General features: G+C 66.8%; 14 protein-coding genes. 9 read left to right on the forward strand and 5 right to left on the reverse strand.

The window, feature by feature from the left end; genetic code table 11:
• Nucleotides 1–7: 7 nt before the first annotated feature.
• A complete protein-coding gene (locus tag A8G08_RS27015; RefSeq protein ID WP_068271321.1) occupies nucleotides 8–694 on the reverse strand; it encodes an MBL fold metallo-hydrolase in 687 nt (228 codons plus the stop codon).
• Between the two features lie 33 nt (nucleotides 695–727).
• On the reverse strand, nucleotides 728–2335 hold the full coding sequence (locus A8G08_RS05700; protein ID WP_068271322.1) for a GMC oxidoreductase: 1608 nt from the start codon (nucleotides 2333–2335) through the stop codon (nucleotides 728–730).
• A gap of 223 nt (nucleotides 2336–2558) precedes the next feature.
• Here A8G08_RS05700 and A8G08_RS05705 point away from each other — a divergent pair, with 223 nt between their 5' ends.
• The gene (locus A8G08_RS05705; protein WP_084435972.1) at nucleotides 2559–3803 is read left to right on the forward strand and encodes an alkane 1-monooxygenase; all 1245 of its coding nucleotides are present in this window, start codon (nucleotides 2559–2561) and stop codon (nucleotides 3801–3803) included.
• Nucleotides 3804–4010: 207 nt separating this feature from the next.
• Nucleotides 4011–6971, forward strand: coding sequence for an excinuclease ABC subunit UvrA (uvrA, locus tag A8G08_RS05710; RefSeq protein WP_068271323.1), 2961 nt, complete (start codon nucleotides 4011–4013; stop codon nucleotides 6969–6971).
• Between the two features lie 14 nt (nucleotides 6972–6985).
• Here the strand turns inward: uvrA and A8G08_RS05715 are convergent, their stop codons facing one another.
• Nucleotides 6986–7390 carry a DUF1801 domain-containing protein gene (locus A8G08_RS05715; RefSeq protein ID WP_245672679.1) on the reverse strand — a complete coding sequence of 135 codons (405 nt, stop codon included), beginning with the start codon at nucleotides 7388–7390 and terminating at the stop codon, nucleotides 6986–6988.
• Between the two features lie 13 nt (nucleotides 7391–7403).
• A complete protein-coding gene (locus A8G08_RS05720) occupies nucleotides 7404–8252 on the reverse strand; it encodes an alpha/beta hydrolase family protein (protein WP_068271327.1) in 849 nt (282 codons plus the stop codon).
• 84 nt (nucleotides 8253–8336) lie between these two features.
• Between A8G08_RS05720 and malQ the strand changes: the two genes are divergently transcribed.
• Nucleotides 8337–10457 (forward strand): 4-alpha-glucanotransferase, encoded by a 2121-nt coding sequence (gene malQ, locus A8G08_RS05725; protein ID WP_068271330.1) that lies wholly within the window; start codon nucleotides 8337–8339, stop codon nucleotides 10455–10457.
• A gap of 4 nt (nucleotides 10458–10461) precedes the next feature.
• Here malQ and A8G08_RS05730 read toward each other — a convergent pair whose 3' ends face one another.
• The gene (locus A8G08_RS05730; protein WP_068271334.1) at nucleotides 10462–10818 is read right to left on the reverse strand and encodes a DUF1844 domain-containing protein; all 357 of its coding nucleotides are present in this window, start codon (nucleotides 10816–10818) and stop codon (nucleotides 10462–10464) included.
• 338 nt (nucleotides 10819–11156) lie between these two features.
• On the opposite strand from A8G08_RS05730, the gene infC reads away from it, so the two are divergent.
• From infC to pheT, 6 genes are all read left to right on the forward strand, one after another.
• Nucleotides 11157–11807 (forward strand): translation initiation factor IF-3, encoded by a 651-nt coding sequence (infC, locus tag A8G08_RS05735; RefSeq protein ID WP_084435973.1) that lies wholly within the window; start codon nucleotides 11157–11159, stop codon nucleotides 11805–11807.
• 81 nt (nucleotides 11808–11888) lie between these two features.
• A complete protein-coding gene (rpmI, locus tag A8G08_RS05740) occupies nucleotides 11889–12083 on the forward strand; it encodes a 50S ribosomal protein L35 (RefSeq protein ID WP_068271346.1) in 195 nt (64 codons plus the stop codon).
• Nucleotides 12084–12178: 95 nt separating this feature from the next.
• Nucleotides 12179–12568 carry a 50S ribosomal protein L20 gene (gene rplT / locus A8G08_RS05745; RefSeq protein ID WP_068271349.1) on the forward strand — a complete coding sequence of 130 codons (390 nt, stop codon included), beginning with the start codon at nucleotides 12179–12181 and terminating at the stop codon, nucleotides 12566–12568.
• A gap of 26 nt (nucleotides 12569–12594) precedes the next feature.
• On the forward strand, nucleotides 12595–13419 hold the full coding sequence (locus tag A8G08_RS05750; RefSeq protein ID WP_068271351.1) for a TrmH family RNA methyltransferase: 825 nt from the start codon (nucleotides 12595–12597) through the stop codon (nucleotides 13417–13419).
• A gap of 61 nt (nucleotides 13420–13480) precedes the next feature.
• Nucleotides 13481–14557 carry a phenylalanine--tRNA ligase subunit alpha gene (gene pheS / locus A8G08_RS05755; protein ID WP_425394532.1) on the forward strand — a complete coding sequence of 359 codons (1077 nt, stop codon included), beginning with the start codon at nucleotides 13481–13483 and terminating at the stop codon, nucleotides 14555–14557.
• A gap of 62 nt (nucleotides 14558–14619) precedes the next feature.
• Nucleotides 14620–17121, forward strand: a complete 2502-nt coding sequence (gene pheT / locus A8G08_RS05760; RefSeq protein WP_068271356.1) for a phenylalanine--tRNA ligase subunit beta — start codon at nucleotides 14620–14622, stop codon at nucleotides 17119–17121.
• The last annotated feature ends 41 nt before the right edge of the window (nucleotides 17122–17162 follow it).

Genomic DNA, 17162 nt, shown 5'->3' on the forward strand with positions numbered 1-17162 from the left:
GACCCGCTCACCAACCCCGCTCGCGCCATTCCGCGAGCTTCGGTCGCTCGGTGCCAAGCGTGGTGTCATCGCCGTGACCGGGATAGATGGCGGTCTCGTCGCCGAATCGGCCGAACACCTTCTGCTCGACGTCGTCGATCAGCGTGACGAAATCCTCTGGTGCCCACGTCTTTCCGACACCACCGGGGAAGAGGCAGTCACCGGTGAACAGGTGCACGTGGCCGTCGCCGTCGGTGAGCGCAAGCGCGACCGAGCCGGGCGTGTGCCCGACGAGGTGGATCACCTCGAGGCGCAGGTCGCCGATTTCGACGGTTTCGCCCTCGGCGAGCAGTCGGTCCGGACGCACCGGCAGCGGTTCGGCATCCAGTGGGTGTGCCGCGGTGGGAACGCCCGTGCTGCCGGCCACCTGGGCCAGCGCCTGCCAGTGGTCGAAATGCTGGTGTGTGGTGACGATCAAGTCGAGCCCGGGGAGTTCCTGGCTCAGCAGCTGTTCGATCCGGTCCGCATCGTTGGCGGCGTCGATCAGAAGGCCCTTGCCGGTGTTGTCGCACTTCACCAGGTAGGCGTTGTTGTCCATCGGGCCGACTGACATCTTCACGATCGACGCGCCGGGCACCGTGCGCCGCTGCGCGGCGGCACCTGCGGAGACATGCCCGGTGTAGGTGTCCTCGACGACCACGTGCTGTTCGCTCATGCCGGAGACGTTACCGGGCGTGGTCGCAGGTACTCAGCGGCCGGATTTCAGGATCTGCTCGATATTTCGTTCGGCGATCGCGGAAATGGTCAGCGAAGGGTTCATCGTTGCCGTGCTGCCAGGAATCGCGGCGCCGTCGAGGACGTACAGGCCGGGGTGCCCGTGCACACGGCCGTAGCTGTCGGTGGCCTTGCCGAGGACGGCGCCGCCGAGCGGGTGCGCGGTGAACTTCGAGTTCGCCGCGAATCCGATCGAGTCGTACTCGACCATCGATCCCGCGCGTTCGGCGATGCGGTGGTTCATCGCGTGCGCGGCTTCGCGTGCCGTCGCATTGCCGTCCTTGGGCCAGTCCAAAACCGCCTTGCCGGTCGCGGCGTCGTGGCGGAACCGGCCGCGAGTGGAGTCGAGCACCATGCCGAGCGACGCGATTGCACCGACCTCGACGGGAATACCGGGGATGTACCAGTTTTCGAGTGTGGTGGGTAATCCGCTGTCGCCGAAGATCCTGCTCGCCGGCGGCACGCCCTGGCCGTTGCCTGCAATTGCGCTCGCACCGCGGGCGAGTACAACGTCACCGTTTGTCCCCCAGCCCTCACCGACGTGTTCGTTTAGGTTGGGCAACGTGCCGGTTGCGCGGGCACGTACCAGCAATTCCGTAGTGCCGACCGAGCCGCCGCAGAGGAATAGCCGGTCGGCGGTGAGCACGCGAGTCCCCAGGACCGTTCCAGTCGGTGTCAGCTTGCGCACCTCAACGGTGAAACGCTTGCCGTCGCGCCCGATCGAGGTCACCTCGTGGCCCGGGAAGATGGTCGCTTTCCCGGTCTCCTGGGCATAGCGCAAATAGTTCTGGTTGAGATCGAACTTCGCACCGTTCGAGTTACCCAGATTGCTGCGCGCGGCGGTCGCGGATGCGCGACTCTGGCCGGCGAGTTCGCTTCGTACGACACTCCAATTGAAGATCGAGTCGAGCGGTTGGGGGGTGTAGCCCGCATGCCGGGCCTGCTCATCCCACACGCGACTGTGCCCGAATGGTCCGGAGTTGTAGACGTCGGTCGGCATCGCGTCGAGCCGCAGCATTTCGCGGACCCGTGGGTAGTACCGAGACGCAAGTTCGCCGTAGTCGACGACGCCACCGAACACCGAATCGAATAGTCGCTTTTCCGGCGCGTGCATTACACCGGTGAACACCACCGATCCACCGCCGACGGCAGCGCCCCGCCAAACGTCGATGCCGGCGAATTCGGTGCAATCGAGCACTCCGCCGAAACTCTCGAAGAAAACGGGGACGTTCGTGATGCCGGTGAAGCTCGTCCGGTGCCAGAACCCGCGGCCGTCCGGGAGGTCGTCACCGGTGAAAATCTCGCGCCAGGGATCGTTCGGCCATTTCGAGCCGCGTTCGAGCACAGTCGTCTGGACGCCGGCCTGCGCGAGTCGCAACGCAGCGACCGCCCCGCCGAAGCCGGATCCGATCACGATCGCATCGGTGTTGTCCGGTGGATCGGGCAGAGACGCGAAAATCTCTGGAACCCACGAGCGAAAGAGTCCCGCCCAGGGCCCCTCAGCAAAGGCCGCGGTGCGGCCCGTCAGCGCACCACCGAGCGCAGCCGTGCTCGATAACGCGAGAAAGCGGCGGCGTTGCATTGTGCTCCTTCTGGGTGCGGAGGCGGATAATAACCGAATCGGGGGCGGCTGACGACGTAAAGTATTCGCTCAGGGGGAATTATGATGTATCTCGGCGCTACGGCTAATCTGCGGCGAACGATTGGTCGGCGCAGCGAGACATGCTGATGCGGAGCTGCGAGGCGATTCCTTCGCCATCTCATGCTTGGGGAAGCCCGGTTTGGTGGGCAGAGGGATAGGGTCCATGGAGGTCGAAGAAGTAACCCTGACGTGGCGGGACTCGAAGCGCTATCTGTGGTTGCTCGGGCTGGTTGCACCGGGCTGTGCACTGCTGCCATCAACATTGGTTGGCCTCACCGGATTTCGGGCGTTCTGGTGGATCGGACCGATTGTGGTGTTCGCCATAATCCCACTGCTCGACGTTGCTATCGGCGATGAGGGCAACAACCCGCCCGATGTGGTGTTTGCGCAGTTGTCGGCGGATCGGTACTACCGGTGGTGCACGTACCTCTTCCTGCCGATCCTGTTTTCCGGTCTTTTGGTCGCAGGGTACATGTGGGCTGATGGGGCGCTGAGTGTCGTCGACAAGCTCGGCCTGACGGTAACGGTCGGATTGGTGTCGGGCGTTGGGATCAATGCGGCACACGAACTCGGGCATCGCGTCGAGAAGCACGAGCGGTGGTTGGCCAGGCTCGCGCTGGCGCAGACCGGATACGGGCACTTCTACGTCGAGCACAACCGCGGACACCACGTGCGGGTAGCGACGCCCGAGGATCCCGCGAGCGCGCGGTTCGGAGAATCGCTGTACCGATTCCTCCCGCGCAGCATTGTCGGGGGTCTGCGCTCGGCGTGGCACCTCGAGGTGCAACGCCTGCGCCGCCGGAAGCGGTCGGTTTTGAGCCAGCACAATCAGATTCTGCAGGCATGGTCGTTGTCGGCGATCGTGTTCGGGTTGCTCATCGGTTTGTTCGGCGGTGTGATCGTGCCGTACCTGGCATTGCAAGCACTCATCGCGATCGTGCTTCTCGAGACCGTGAACTACGTCGAGCACTACGGTCTGCTGCGGCAGCGCCCCGATGGCCGCCGATACGAGCGCACCACGGTGCGGCACAGCTGGAACAGTGACCGGCTGGTCACCAACATTTTCTTGTTTCACCTGCAGCGGCATAGTGATCACCACGCGAACCCACAACGGCGCTACCAGACCCTGCGCAGCTTCGACGCGTCGCCGCAGCTTCCGTTCGGCTATGCGTCGATGATCGTGCTCGCGTTCGTTCCACCGTTGTGGCGCAGGGTGATGGACCGACGTGTCCTCGCCCACTACGGGGGAGACGTAGAGCTTGCCAACATTTGTCCGCGCCGGCGGACGTCGGTGCTGGCCCGATACCCACGCCCCGCATCTCGGCTCCTCGTGGCTGCCGGGGACCGTCCGCATGCGACTCCGGTGACGGCGAGCCCCGTGCGTTCGGGTCACCGGTCGCGGCCGTGAACTGCGCGACGGTTGGCACGACGCGGCGTGACAGCGAGCGGGACTAACCGGCCGCAGCGTGCGGTTGTCTCCTTTGGCGCGCTACCGTCGAGGTGAAGCGATCGAACGTGTCTTCGCATTCGTCCAAGAAGCCTGTCGGTGCCCTCGCCTAGCATTCAAGGCGAGTGTGGTGCCGGTTCGATCGAGTGAGACGAGAAGGGACTGTCGGTGGCGGACCGCCTGGTAATTCGTGGCGCGCGGGAACACAACTTGCGGGGGATTGATCTTGATCTGCCGCGCGACAGCCTGATCGTTTTCACCGGTCTGTCGGGCTCGGGCAAGTCCAGCCTCGCGTTCGACACGATCTTCGCCGAGGGGCAGCGTCGCTACGTCGAGTCGCTGTCGGCGTATGCGCGGCAGTTCCTCGGTCAGATGGACAAACCCGACGTCGACTTCATCGAAGGTCTCTCGCCTGCGGTGTCCATCGACCAGAAATCGACCAACCGCAACCCCCGGTCGACGGTCGGCACGATCACCGAGGTCTACGACTACTTGCGCCTGCTCTACGCGCGGGCGGGTACGCCGCACTGCCCGACCTGCGGTGAGCGAATCGCCAAGCAGTCGCCGCAGCAGATCGTCGATCAGGTGCTCGCGATGGAAGAGGGCACCCGGTTCCAGGTGCTCGCACCCGTCGTCCGGACCCGCAAGGGCGAGTTCGTGGACCTGTTCGATCAGCTCAACTCGCAGGGCTACTCCCGCGTGCGCGTCGACGGCACGGTCCATCAGCTCACCGATCCGCCGAAGCTGAAGAAGCAGGAAAAGCACGACATCGAGGTCGTGGTCGACCGGCTGACGGTCAAGCCGAGCGCCAAGCAGCGACTCACCGACTCGATCGAGACGTCGCTGCGGCTGGCGGATGGCATCGTGGTGCTCGAGTTCGTCGACCACGATGAGCACTCCCACGACCGCGAACGCCGGTTCTCCGAGAAGCTCGCCTGCCCGAACAACCACCCGCTCGATGTCGATGATCTCGAGCCGCGGTCGTTCTCCTTCAACTCGCCCTACGGTGCCTGCCCGGAGTGCACCGGCCTCGGCGTCCGCAAAGAGGTGGACCCGGAGCTCGTCGTGCCCGATCCCGAACTAAGCCTCGAGGACGGTGCCATCGCGCCGTGGTCGATGGGGCAGACCGCGGAGTACTTCAACCGCTTGATGTCCGGCCTCGCCGACATCATGGGGTTCAAGATGGACACGCCTTGGAAGGACCTGCCGGCGAAGGCGCGCAAGGCGGTGCTCGAGGGCAGCACCGACCAGGTGCACGTGCGCTACAAGAACCGCTACGGGCGGGTCCGTTCGTACTACGCCGATTTCGAGGGCGTCATGCCGTTCCTGCAGCGGCGCATGGACAACACCGAATCCGAGCAGATGAAAGAGCGCTACGACGGGTACATGCGCGATGTGCCGTGCCCGGCGTGCGACGGCGCGCGGCTGCGTCCCGCGATCCTGTCGGTGACGATCGCGGCGGGGGAGGACCACAAGTCCATTGCCGAGGTCTGCGACCTTTCCATCTCGGAGTGCTCGGAGTTTCTCAACAAGCTCACGCTCGGCACGCGCGAAGAGGCGATCGCAGGGCAGGTGCTCAAGGAGGTGCAGGCCCGCCTCGGCTTCCTGCTCGACGTCGGCTTGCAGTACCTCTCGCTGTCCCGCGCTGCGGGCACGCTGTCCGGCGGTGAGGCGCAACGGATCCGGCTGGCCACGCAAATCGGTTCCGGCCTGGTCGGCGTGCTCTACGTTCTCGACGAGCCATCGATCGGCCTGCACCAGCGCGACAACCGACGGCTCATCGAGACCCTCACACGCCTGCGCGATCTCGGAAACACCCTCATCGTCGTTGAACACGACGAGGACACCATTCGCGCATCGGACTGGGTGGTCGACATCGGTCCGTACGCCGGTGAGCACGGTGGGCGGGTCGTGCACAGCGGTCCGTACCAAGAACTGCTTACCGACCCCGAATCCATCACCGGCGCTTACCTTTCCGGGCGTTCGGCGATCGAGGTGCCGATGGTGCGGCGCCCGATCGACCGCAAACGGCAGGTGACGGTGGTTGGCGCGCGCGAGCACAACCTCACCGAAATCGATGTGAGCTTCCCGCTCGGTGTGCTCACCGCGGTCACCGGCGTGTCCGGGTCGGGCAAGTCGACGCTCGTGAACGACATCCTCGCGACCGTGATGGCCAACCGGCTGAACGGCGCCCGTCAGGTGCCGGGACGACACACGCGGATCAACGGCCTCGATCATCTGGACAAGCTCGTGCAGGTCGATCAGTCGCCGATCGGCCGCACGCCGCGGTCCAACCCGGCCACCTACACGGGTGTTTTCGACAAGATCCGCACACTGTTCGCCGCGACAACCGAGGCGAAGGTCCGCGGCTACCAGCCCGGGCGGTTCTCCTTCAACGTCAAGGGCGGTCGCTGCGAGGCGTGTTCCGGCGACGGCACGCTGAAGATCGAGATGAACTTCCTGCCGGACGTCTACGTGCCGTGCGAGGTCTGCCATGGTGCGCGCTACAACCGCGAGACGCTCGAGGTGCACTACAAGGGCAAGACCATCGCCGAGGTCCTCGATATGTCGATCGAGGAGGCGGCCGAATTCTTCGAGCCGATCACCTCGATCCACCGGTATCTCAAGACACTCGTGGACGTCGGCCTCGGTTACGTCCGGCTCGGCCAGCCGGCGCCGACGCTGTCCGGCGGAGAGGCGCAGCGCGTCAAGCTCGCAGCCGAACTGCAGAAGCGCTCGACCGGCCGCACGGTGTACATCCTCGATGAGCCGACCACGGGCCTGCACTTCGAGGACATCCGCAAGCTGCTCGGTGTGATCAACAGCCTTGTCGACAAGGGCAATACGGTGATCGTCATCGAGCACAACCTCGATGTGATCAAGACGTCCGACTGGGTGATCGACATGGGTCCCGAAGGTGGATCCGGCGGCGGCACCGTCGTTGCGCAGGGCACGCCGGAGGACATCACGGAGGTCCCGGAGAGCTACACAGGCCAGTTCCTGGTTCAGGTGCTCAAGCCGTCAGAGGTCAACGGCACATCGCCCGCGGCCTCGAAGCGGGCGCCGCGCAAACGCGTCGCGAACAAGGCTGCGTCGAAGGCCGCCGCAAAGGCCCGATCGCTCCGGTAGCGCCGCTCGCCTGATCAGCTCAGCGTGCGCGCCGCCGACACCGATTCGGTGACCAGTTCGGCCAATGTCTCCCTGTCAACGTCGTCGAGCTTGGTCAGGTACAGGCACCCCTTGCCGAGCTTGTGCTTGCCCAGTCGCGCAAGGGTTTCCGTGTACTCATCGAAATTCAGCGTGAGGTACAGGGTGATTGCTTTGGACCGTGGGGCGAACCCGATGAGGAACGTGTCGCCCTCGTGACCGCTCGCGTACTTGTAGTGGCGAGCGCCGAACCCGATCATGCTCGAGCCCCACATCACCGGAGGTTCGCCGGTCGCGGCGTTCAGCATCGTGACCAGCCGCGTGCAGTCGGCCCGCACGCCCGGTTCGGATACCGACTCGAGAAATTCGGTCACGCTCGCGGTTGTTGGCGCAGTGGTCACCCGCTTCGCCATGTCACGCACTCGGCCGCAGGTGTTCGGAGAACCAGCTGGTGACGATCCGGTCGACCTCTGCGGCGTGGGGGGTCTGCGGAGCCGGCTCGATACCCGGCTCGTCGGCGAGCGCATGACCCATGCCCGCGATATCGGTGATCGCAACCCGTGACGGATCGCGATAGCACTGCGCGACCGCGTCGCGCAGTTGGTGGGCTGAGCCATAAAATGACTGGTCCTCGGCCCCGATGACGATGTGCAGGGATGGTTGCCCGGTTTTCTCGAACTCTGCGGCCCGGTTGAGGAAGTCGAGCCGATCCGCGACCGCGCGCGACGCGTCCGTCCACTGATAAGCCTGCCCCCAGATCTGCTCGCCCTCGCCGACGGCGTCTGCGAGGCGGATCAGCGGACTGATCAGCACGGCGGCCCCCACCTCCACCTCAGATTCGAGTACCACGAGCTGGGCTACGGCTGCGCCCATCGAGCCGCCGAACACGCCGATCGGACTCGCATCGAGCCGAAGCGTCTGTCGCAGTTCGGCCAGCGCAGCGGGAAACTCCGCGAGCGCACCGAATGCGATCGGCTCGTAGAGGTTTGCGACTACGTCCTCGTAGCCGAGGCGCATGATTTCGTCGGGCGGGAGCCCGCGTGAGCCCGCCAGAGGCAGGCCGAGGTAGATCCGCCATGCGTCGAGACCTGCCAGCGGCAATGCCGCTGCAAAGGCCGCTTCGGTTCGTGGCGGATCGAGCAGGTGCCAGCCGATCACTACCGGCGCATCCGGCCGCGCGCCGCCGGGAGGAGGCACAGCAAGGTACGGCACGCCCGCAGCAACGCCGGTGATGGGATGGAGGTCGCTCGTCAGCCCGGTCATAGCGAAAGCGTTCCACAGCGGTGTGACAGATTTGTCGGCTTACATGGGTCGGCGGGCGTACCGATTTCCTGACACGATCACCGTGTGACCAACCTCGACCAGCTTCGCTCGCTGGCCACCACGCATGGCGTCGCCACCGAGTACGACGGATGGGACCACGTGCGCCGCGAGGTCTCCGAGGAGACTCTGCGGGCAGTGCTCGCGGCCCTCGGCGTGCCATGTTCCGACGACGAGCAGATCGCCGGCGCCCTCGCTGAGGCCGATATCGCGCCGTGGCGGCGGATGCTGCCGCCCGCGATCGTGACGGTTGCGGGCCGGTCGCCCGAGTTTCCGGTGCACGTCCCGCACGGCAGTCCGGTCGACGTCTGGCTGGTCACCGAGGACGGAACCCGCGTCGTGCCGCGGCAACTCGACCTCTGGGTCGAGCCGCGACTGGTCGACGACGCTCTCGTTGGGCGAGCGACCTTCGCCGCGCCGGGCGATCTCGAGCCAGGCTGGCACACGCTGTATGCGGAGATCCCCGGCGGTGCCCGCGCGGAGTGCACGTTCGTCGTGACACCGGCCCGCCTCTCCAGTACTGCGTCGCTCACCGACCGGCAGCGGTGGGGCCTTGCGCTGCAGCTGTATTCGATTCGGTCGGGCTGGTCGTGGGGCGTCGGCGACTTCGGCGACCTCGCCGATATCGCGGACGTGACCGGTCGCGTACACGGCGGTGACTACGTGCTCGTCAACCCGTTGCACGCAGCGGAACCGGTAGCGCCGCTGGAGGAATCGCCCTACCTGCCGACCACACGCCGCTTCGTGAACCCGCTCTACATCCGGGTGCGGGATATCCGCGAGGCCGCCGACCTGCGAACGAAGGATTACGCGAAGCTCGTCGACCTCGAACGGCGAGCAGCCAAGCGCAATGACGATTCGCGCCGGATCGACCGCAACAGCAGCTACCGGGCGAAGCTGAAGGCACTGCGGCTCGTGCATCGATCACCGCGCAGCCCGCATCGGCAGGCGGCGTTCGAACAGTTCTGCCGGACGGGCGGACAGGCACTCGACGATTACGCGCTGTGGTGCGCGCTGACCGAGAAGTATGGTGCCGACGATCCGCGGTGGAAGGATGAATTCGCCCACCCGGGAACTGATTCGGTACGCCGCCGCCGCAAGCGTCTGGCCGAGCGAGTGGGCTTCCACAAATGGCTGCAGTGGATCTGCGATGAGCAACTCGCGGCGGCGCAACGGGCCGCACTCGAGGCAGGCATGTCGATCGGAGTGATGCACGACCTGGCGGTCGGGGTGCAGCGCGGTGGAGCGGATGTGTGGGCGCTCGGTGCTGCGCTCGTGCGCGACGCAACGGTGGGCGCGCCGCCGGACGACTTCAATCAGCAAGGGCAGCAATGGAATCAGCCGCCGTGGCATCCGCACAGGCTGGCCGAGCAGGGTTATGCGCCGTACCGCGAGATGCTGCGCACGATCCTGCGGCACGCCGGCGGTATCCGGGTGGACCACATCATCGGGCTGTTCCGGCTGTGGTGGATTCCGGCGGGCAAGAGCCCGGCCGCGGGCACCTACGTGCAGTACGACCACGAGGCGCTGATCGGCATCCTGGTCCTGGAGGCCGAGCGTGCCGGCGCGGTTGTGGTGGGCGAGGACCTCGGCGTATTCCAGCCGACCGTGCAGGACTATCTGGCCGAACGCGGAGTCCTCGGCACCTCGATCCTGTGGTTCGAGCACGGCCCGTACGCGCCGATCCCGCCCGAGGAGTACCGGCAGCTGTGCCTGACCTCGGTCACCACACATGACCTGCCGCCGACCGCCGGATATCTCGCGGGTGAGCACATCGATTTGCGCGACCAGCTTGGGTTGCTCGAGCGCGACGTCGAGGAGGAACGCGCCGATGACGAGCGCGACCGCGATGCGGTACTCGAACTTGCGCGCGCCCGCGGACTGCTCGCCGAGGACGCGACCGCCGCGGAGGAGGTGGAGGCACTGCACCGGCTCATCGCCCGCAGCCCTTCGGTGCTACTCGGCGTCGCGTTGGTCGATGCGGTGGGGGAGCTTCGCATCCAGAACCAGCCGGGCACCGATCAGAGCCAGTACCCGAACTGGCGAATCCCGCTAGCGGACGCAGGCGGCCGCGTGGTCAGCGTCGAGGCGCTCGCCACCGACGAGCGGTTCGACGCGCTCGCGCGCGCGATCCGCGGCGAGCAGTAGGGGTTCAGTAGACCGGCCCGGTGTACTTCTCGCCCGGACCCTTGCCCGGCTCGTCCGGATGCGCGGAGGCCTCGCGGAACGCCCGCTGCAGCGCCTGCAGGCCTTCGCGAATCGGGCCGGCATGTGGTCCGAGGTATTCCACCGAGGCGGTGACCAGGCCTGCGAGGGCGGTGATCACCCGGCGCGCCTCGTCGAGATCCAGGTGGGGGCTGTCGTCCGGATTGGCGTCGGACAGGCCGAGCTTCTCCGCGGCCGAGCTCATCAGCATCACCGCAGCGCGGCTGATCACCTCGACAGCCGGGATATCGGCGAGTTCGCGGACCGGCGTGGCTTCGTCGCGGGGCAGCGCGTCGTCTGTCATGGCTTCGAGAATGACACCCTGGTGGGCCGGATCGTGAATCAGCCCGCCATGCGACGGCCGTCACCAGCGTCGATTCGGTTCTCACACCGGCAAGCTGATAGGCTGAGCAGCACGACCGCCCTGGACTTTCAGGTTCAGGGCATCAAGTGGAGCCCGCCTCCCACCGTTGCAGCAGACAGTACAGCTGGTCAGCGGTCCGGTCCTTCGCGACAGAGCAAGCTCTGATGCGGTTCTCTCGGCACGTCCGAGGGAATGGTGACGACGTCATTGGCGTTGTTCATCGTGACCGGTCGGCAAGCGGGCCCCGCCTCGGTTTTTACCGATGCGGGGTCTTCTCGTTGGGCGAGGATGGCCAGCCTGCTGCATGCGGTCACCACAGGACAAGGCTCAACCGAGGAGGCCCCATCAGCACTGAGACCCGCATCAACGATCGCATCCGCGTCCCCGAAGTCCGGCTCATCGGACCTGGCGGAGAGCAGGTTGGGATCGTGCGTGTTGAGGATGCACTGCGCGTCGCGCTCGAAGCAGACCTCGACCTGGTTGAGGTTGCGCCGGACGCTCGTCCGCCGGTCTGCAAGATCATGGACTACGGCAAGTTCAAGTACGAGACGGCGCAGAAGGCGCGCGAGTCTCGCAAGAACCAGCAGCAGACGGTGATCAAGGAGCAAAAGCTCCGGCCGAAGATCGACGATCACGACTACGAGACCAAGAAGCGCAATGTGGTGCGCTTCCTCGAAGCCGGTTCCAAGGTGAAGGTCACGATCATGTTCCGTGGGCGCGAGCAGTCCCGCCCGGAGCTCGGCTTCCGGCTGCTGCAGCGGCTCGCCGCCGATGTCGCCGAGCTCGGGTTCGTCGAGACTTCCGCGAAGCAGGACGGCCGCAACATGACCATGGTGCTGGCCCCGCATCGCGGCGCGAAGACTCGCGCGAAGGCGCAGTCGGGCTCCTCGGCACAAGGGGAATCGGCTCCCGAGAACGAGGAAGGCTGATTCTGTCCGGCTCACGCCGACCGATCGCCGACTAGAAGCAAGTACGAAGTACGACAAGCACGAAACAGAACTGAGGGACTCATGCCCAAGATGAAGAGCCACAGCGGCACCGCGAAGCGTGTCAAGGTTTCCGGCCGCGGCAAGCTGCTGCGTCAGCAGGCCAACCGCCGCCACCTGCTCGAGCACAAGTCGACCCGTCGCACCCGGCGCCTCGATGGCGTCGAGTCCGTGAGTGCTGCCGATGCCCCGCGCATCAAGCGGCTGCTCGGCATCTGATAGCGGCACAGTCCGCCTGGCCGCTAACCGCGGTCGCCTGCAACAACAAGCAAACCCAGGGGTGTCGGACACCCCGAGACTGACAGGACTTTCCAGTGGCACGCGTTAAAAGGGCCGTCAACGCTCAGAAGAAGCGTCGTTCGATTCTCGAGGCCTCCAGCGGCTACCGCGGCCAGCGGTCGCGGCTGTACCGCAAGGCCAAGGAGCAGCAGCTCCACTCGTTGACCTACGCCTACCGCGACCGTCGCGCGCGCAAGGGTGACTTCCGCAAGCTGTGGATCACTCGCATCAATGCTGCTGCGCGGCTCAACGACATGACCTACAACCGCTTCATCCAGGGCCTGAAGGCCGCTGGTGTCGAGGTTGACCGCAAGATCCTCGCCGAGCTCGCGGTGTCCGACGCCGAGGCGTTCGCCGGCCTGGCTGCGATCGCGAAGGCCGCCCTGCCGGCCGACGTGAACGCGCCGAATGGCGAAGCCGCCTGAGTTCCCTCAGCGATCCGGAACGACCCGTGGACGTGCTTACCGAACGCACGCCACGGGTCGTTTCGGCTGTAAAGCTTCATCGCGGCGCGCAGCGCCGCAAGACCGGGACTTTCCTGATCGAAGGCGCGAATTCCCTCGAATCCGCGCTCGCCGGTGGCCACGCGGTCGAGGTCTTCTGCACCGACGACGCGCGCGAGCGCTTTGGGAGGCTCCTCGACGAGGCCGCCGGAGCGGGCGTGCCGGTCTCTTTGGTGACCGACCGCGCCGCGCGCGGCCTCAGTGACACCGTGACCCCCGCGGGCCTGGTGGCCGTGTGCCGCCTACTCGATGTGTCGATCGAGACCGCGCTCGCCGGCCGCCCTGCTCTTGTCGCCGTACCGGTCGAGATCGCCGAGCCCGGTAATGCGGGCACCGTAATCCGGGTCGCAGACGCGGTCGGCGCAGACGCGGTCGTGCTCGCCGGTGATGCAGTCGATCCGCACAACGGCAAATGCGTCCGCGCCTCTGCCGGCAGCGTGTTCCATCTCCCGATCGCGCGAGAGCGCTCGATCGATGCCGCCTTGTCCGCGCTCACCGACGCCGGCCTGCAGGTGCTGGCAACCGCCGCCGATGGCGAGGTCGACTTGGACGACGCGGACGAGCTGCTACGCGCGCCGACCGCCTGGTTGTTCGGCAATGAGGCACACGGCCTCGCGGCCGATATCGCGGCGCGCGCCGACCATCGCATACGGATTCCCATCCGTGGCCGGGCCGAAAGTCTCAATCTCGCGACCGCGGCCGCGATCTGCCTGTACGAGAGTGCTCGGGCGCATCACCGTGCGGGTACCGGAAATGCGGGCGAGTCGCAATAGGGCGATCGCTTAGGATTTAGTGTTGACACAAAGTTCGGATTGCTGGTAGCCGAGGACAGGAGTGGCAGTAGTCGTGGCGCAAAACGACCCTGAGGAGCAGGTCGATTCCTCCGCGTTGACCGAGGAGTCCCTGACCGCCGCCGCCGAGGCAGCCGAGAAGGCGTTCGCGGCCGCGGACTCGCTCGACGCGCTTGCCGCGGCGAAGACCGAGCACCTCGGTGACCGCGCTCCGATCGCGCTCGCACGCCGCGCGCTCGGTGCGCTGCCGAAGCAGGAGAAGGCGGACGCGGGTAAGCGCGTGAATGTGGTTCGCTCGCGGGTTTCCGACGCGTTCGATGCCCGCCGGGCGGTCCTGCTCGCCGAGCGGGATGCCGCGGTACTCGTGTCCGAGGCCATCGACGTGACGCTGCCGGCGCAGCGCCGGTCCCTCGGCGCTCGGCACCCGATCACCGTGATCTCCGAGGAAGTCGCGGACGTATTCGTCGCGATGGGCTGGGAGGTCGAGGAAGGCCCCGAGGTCGAGACCGAACATTTCAACTTCGACGCGCTGAACTTCCTGCCCGACCATCCGGCACGCACGATGCAGGACACGTTCCACATCGCGCCCGAGGGCTCGCGCCAGGTGTTGCGCACGCACACCTCCCCGGTGCAGATCCGGACGATGCTGGCGCGCGAGTTGCCGATCTACGTCGTCTGCCCAGGCCGGACCTTCCGCACCGACGAACTCGACGCCACCCACACCCCGGTGTTCTCCCAGATCGAGGGCCTTGCCGTCGACAAGGGCCTGACGATGGCGAATCTGCGCGGCACCCTCGATGCGTTCGCCCGTGGCATGTTCGGCCCGGACGCCCGCACGCGGATGCGCCCGAACTACTTCCCGTTCACCGAGCCGTCGGCGGAGGTGGATGTCTGGTTCCCGAAGAAGAAGGGCGGCGCCGGCTGGGTCGAATGGGGCGGCTGCGGCATGGTCAACCCGAACGTCCTGCGCGCCTGCGGTGTGGATCCGGACGAGTACAGCGGGTTCGCATTCGGCATGGGTCTGGAACGGACCCTGCAGTTCCGCAACGGCATCTCCGACATGCGCGACATTGTCGAAGGCGACGTGCGGTTCACCCTGCCGTTCGGCATGCAGTCCTGACTGCTGCCGGCCGTAACGCCCGCGAGCTTCCCGACCACCGACTCGAGAAAGAGCGAACCCCCGTGCGAGTAGCGCAATCCTGGCTGACCGAGATCCTGCAGCGGGCGACACCGGACTGGGAGGTGACGCCGGAGGAGCTCGATGCCGGGTTCGTCCGAGTCGGTCTCGAGGTCGAGGAGATCGACCGCGTCGCTGATATCACCGGCCCGCTCGTGGTCGGTCGGGTCGAGCAGATCACCGAACTGACCGAGTTCAAGAAGCCCATTCGGCACTGCCAGGTCACGGTCGGGTCGGGGGATGGCGAGTCGGCCGCTCGGAGCATCGTCTGCGGCGCGCGCAACTTCAGTGAGGGCGACCTCGTGGTCGTCGCGTTGCCCGGTGCGGTCCTGCCCGGCGGGTTCGAGATCGCCACGCGCACGACCTACGGGCAGACGTCCGAGGGCATGATCTGCTCGCTCGCCGAGCTGGGCGTCGGCCGCGATCATTCGGGCATCCTGGTCCTCGAGCCGGGCACCGCGGAGCCGGGTACGGATGCACAGGAGCTGCTGGGCCTCGACGACACCGTCATCGAACTCAACATCACGCCCGACCGCGGGTACTGCTTCTCGGTGCGCGGCCTGACGCGCGAGCTCGCGTGCGGCTTCGACCTCGAGTTCGCCGACCCGGCGATGCATCTGGTGGCCGCGCACGAGGATGACGCGTGGACCGTGGACGTGCAGCCCGAGTCGGGCTGCACCCGCTTCGCAATGCGCCGGGTCACTGGCATCGATCCGACCGCGATCAGCCCGTGGTGGCTGCAGCGGCGGCTATTGCTCGCCGGCGTGCGCCCGATTTCGCCAGCTGTCGATGTCACGAACTACGTGATGCTCGAACTTGGGCAGCCCCTGCACGCGTTCGACGCGACCGCTGTGAGCGGTGATCTCGTCGTCCGCCGGGCGAATCCCGACGAAACCCTGACGACGCTCGACGACATCGAGCGGCCGCTCGATCCCGAGGACGTCGTCATCGCCGACGATTCGGGTGCGATCTCGCTGGCCGGTGTCATGGGCGGCTCGACCACCGAGGTGAGCACCGAGTCCACCGACATTCTGCTCGAGGCCGCGACCTGGAACTCGCTGGCGATCTTCCGCACTTGCCGGCGGCACAAGCTGATCTCCGAGGCGAGCAAGCGCTTTGAGCGGATCGTCGACCCCGAGGTCAACATCGCCGCGCTGGACCGCGCGGCGACGCTGCTCGCCGAGATCGCCGGCGGCACCGTGCAGCCCGTGCTGACCGACGTGCGGCTGCCGCGACCGGACGCACCGACGATCGCGATCGATATCGATCTCGCGGATCGGGTCGCGGGTGTGGAGTATCCGAACGGCACGTCGGCGCGGCGCCTGACGCAGATCGGCTGCGCGGTCGAGGTCGGTGTCAGCGACAGTGGCCACGGCCAGCTGCGGGTCACCCCGCCGAGTTGGCGGCCGGATCTCGAGCAGCCCGCGGACCTGGTCGAAGAGGTGCTGCGACTCGAAGGGCTCGAGCAGATCCCGTCGGTGCTGCCGCCGGCCCCGCCCGGTCGCGGGCTCACCGTGACTCAGCGTCGCCGACGTGCGGTCGGCCGTGCACTGGCATTCGACGGCTATGTCGAGGTGCCGCCGCCGGTGTTCCTGCCGACGGGCGCCTTCGATGCGTGGGGCCTGGACGAGGACGATCCGCGTCGAAACACCACGAAGGTGCTCAACCCGCTCGAGTCCGATCGTCCCGAGCTCGCGACGACGTTGCTGCCGGGCATGCTCGAGGTCGCGGCCCGCAATGTCTCTCGCGGGCAGCGTGATCTCGGTATTTACGGCATCGCGCAGGTCGTGCTTCCCGGCGACAAGACGGGTGCGGTTTCGCCGCTTCCGGTGGATCGGCGCCCGACCGCAGACGAGATCGCGCTGCTGAACGAGTCGCTGCCGGCTCAGCCGGTGCACGTTGCCGTCGTGCTGACAGGGCTGCGTGATCCGCGCGGGCCGTGGGGTCCGGGTCGCGCGGCGGACGCCGCGGATGCCATCGGTGCGGCACAGACCGTGGCGCGTGCGGCAGGCGTGGAGCTCGATCTCGCCTCGGCGAAGCATCTGCCCTGGCACCCGGGCCGCTGTGCCGAGTTGTCCGTCGATGGAACGGTTGTCGGGTATGCCGGCGAACTGCATCCGGCGGTGCTCGAGCGCCTCGGACTGCCGCCGCGCGCGTGCGCGATGGAACTCGACCTCGACGCGCTGCCGATCTCCACGACGCGCCCGGCCCCAACGGTGGCTGCCTTCCCCGCGGTCCTGCAGGACCTCAACGTGGTGGTGGACAGTGACGTGCCGGTCGCAGCCGTCGCGTCCGCGCTGCGTACCGGAGCGGGGGAGCTGCTCGAGGATCTGCAGCTGTTCGACGTGTACGAGGGCGCGCAGGTGGGCGAGAACCACAAGTCGTTGACGTTCGCGCTGCGGTTCCGTGCGGCGGACCGCACGCTGACCGAGGACGAGGCGAGTGCTGCTCGCGACGCAGCGGTCGCGGCCGCGGCCGGCGCCGTGGGGGCCTCGCTGCGCGCATGATCCGTTGGGCCGCTTAGGGTGACCGGCATGCGCATAGGCTC

Source organism: Aldersonia kunmingensis (genome assembly GCF_001646865.1).
Lineage (GTDB): Bacteria > Actinomycetota > Actinomycetes > Mycobacteriales > Mycobacteriaceae > Aldersonia > Aldersonia kunmingensis.